Origin of the sequence: Capnocytophaga sp. oral taxon 332 str. F0381 (assembly GCF_000318275.2) — a bacterium.
Taxonomy (GTDB): domain Bacteria; phylum Bacteroidota; class Bacteroidia; order Flavobacteriales; family Flavobacteriaceae; genus Capnocytophaga; species Capnocytophaga bilenii.
Window position 1 is genome coordinate 26,939 of sequence record NZ_KB291346.1, and the last position, 2,081, is coordinate 29,019.

The window sequence follows — 2,081 nt, forward strand, 5'->3', positions numbered from 1 at the left end:
GGGGCAGTGCGCAGTAGTGCTGTGTGGGGGGTGGTTATTGGGTGCTTTGAACATTAATCTTTGATAATTAAACATTTTTTTGTATCTTTGCGGTATCAAAATTAGTTATTAACTTTTATACATAAAAAAACAATGAAAAAAATGATTCTTTTCGGTATACTGCTATGCTGCAGTGCCGTATCTTTTTCGCAAAACATTGAAGATAAAATAGAGGCTGCTCTGCAAAAATCATACGATAGCCACAATGCTGCAGCAGTAGAAACTTTTTTGTACGACAACGCCTCTGAACTAAACGACTATTGGAAAGCGTATATTAAATACCGCGAAGCTAGTAAAATAGCTATGGTTGAATCAGAAAAAAAAGAATATATAGAAGAGGCTATCAAATTGTTAGAACATAGTGCTAAAGATGCTGAAGACTATATACTGCTGGCTTTGGCGCAAAATTACGCTTTGCAATTTGTTCCCAATAGCGAGATTTATAACAAAGTAAATCAAATGGTTAGCACGCTGCAAAAAGCTGAGAAATTAGACCCTGAAAATGCGCGTTTGTACTTAGTAAAAGCTATTCAGGATATGTATACTCCGGCAAAATACGGTGGTGGTAAGAATGCAGAATTGTATTTTAACTTGTCGTTATCTCTTTTTGAAAACCCTCCTGCTCATAACAAACTAAAATGGGGCAAAGAGGACGCTAGGATTATGCTGGGTATCTTTAGAAATGGGAGATAGTTAGGGAAATTAGGAAATTTGGAAATTTGGAAATTTGGAAATTTGGAAATGAGAGAATTAGCAAATTTGGGAATTAGGTGTTAGTGGTTGGTATTAAAAAGTAACAATAGGCAATGAAAAAAATAATCGTATTTTTATGTTTATTAGGCTTTATTATAGGCTGTAAACAAACTGACAACATAGAAACTCTTACTGCAAAAGCGGAAAAAGGAGATGCAGAAGCTCAATATAATTTAGCTAAATGTTATTATGATGGTGAAGAGGTGGAACAATCTTTTGAAAAAGCGGTTAAATGGTATGAAAAAGCGGCTAAACAAGGATATGCTAAGGCTCAGAACGCTTTAGGAGTTTGTTATCATAAAGGAGAAGGGATAGAGGAATCTCTTGAAAAAGCGGTGGAATGGTTTGAAAAATCTGCCAAACAAGGAGATTCAGAGGGGCAGGTTCTTTTAGGACTTTCTTATTGTATGGGTACTGGAGTGGAACAATCTTTTAAAAAAGCTGCGGAGTGGTTTGAGAAAGCTGCCAAACAAGGAGATGCAGAGGGACAATGTGCTTTAGGGGAATGTTATAGTAATGGAGAGGGCGTGGAACAATCTTTTGAAAAAGCTGCTGAATGGTTTGAGAAAGCTGCCGAGCAAGGATATGCAGGAGCTCAATATTCTTTGGCGTATTGTTACCATAATGGAGAAGGGGTAGAACAATCTGATTCTAAAGCGGCTGAATGGCTTATGAAATCTGCCCAACAAGGATATGCAAAAGCTCAATACTTTTTGGGGCTTTGTTATGATAAAGGGGAAGGAGTAGAAATATCAAAAGAAAAAGCCTTGTATTGGTTTATAAAATCTTGTGATAATTCCTATGAGCCTGCTTGTGAATTGCTAAATAAAATTAAAGATTAGGCAACTAAACGTTTAAACTAACGATGAAAAGATTTTTTATATTTATATGTATGTTTGGTTTTGTTTGGGGTTATTCTCAAACACAAGACATTAAAACACTTATTGCAAAAGCAGAAAAAGGGGATGCAAAAGCTCAATATGATTTGGGAATTTGTTATTATAACGGAAAAGGGGTGGAACAATCTAAAACTCAAGCTATTTTTTGGTTTAAAAAAGCCTGCAAAAATGGTGATAATGTGGCTTGTGACATTGTAGATACTATTAATAACTAGATACAAATGAGTTAGGTGGATGTCAATTTTGATTTGGCAGCTCTTTATGTTTTTTAAATAAAAGTACCTTTGTTAAATATGTTTTTTGAGGTGGGTAATGTATCAGATGTGTTGTTAAAAATCCAATAGATTAATAATCACCATAATACAAAAGAACTGCCCTACTATTTCCTTT

The 2,081-nt window shown here is 35.0% G+C and carries 3 protein-coding genes; all 3 read left to right on the top strand.

What is annotated here, in order from left to right; translation table 11 throughout:
• The first annotated feature begins 132 nt into the window (after window positions 1-132).
• Window positions 133-732, top strand: coding sequence for a hypothetical protein (locus HMPREF9075_RS11790; RefSeq protein WP_009416833.1), 600 nt, complete (start codon window positions 133-135; stop codon window positions 730-732).
• 113 nt (window positions 733-845) lie between these two features.
• Entirely contained in the window at window positions 846-1,634 is a 789-nt protein-coding gene (locus HMPREF9075_RS11795; protein WP_009416834.1) for a tetratricopeptide repeat protein, read from the top strand.
• A 23-nt stretch (window positions 1,635-1,657) separates the two neighbouring features.
• Window positions 1,658-1,906, top strand: coding sequence for a tetratricopeptide repeat protein (locus tag HMPREF9075_RS11800; protein ID WP_009416835.1), 249 nt, complete (start codon window positions 1,658-1,660; stop codon window positions 1,904-1,906).
• Window positions 1,907-2,081 lie beyond the last annotated feature (175 nt).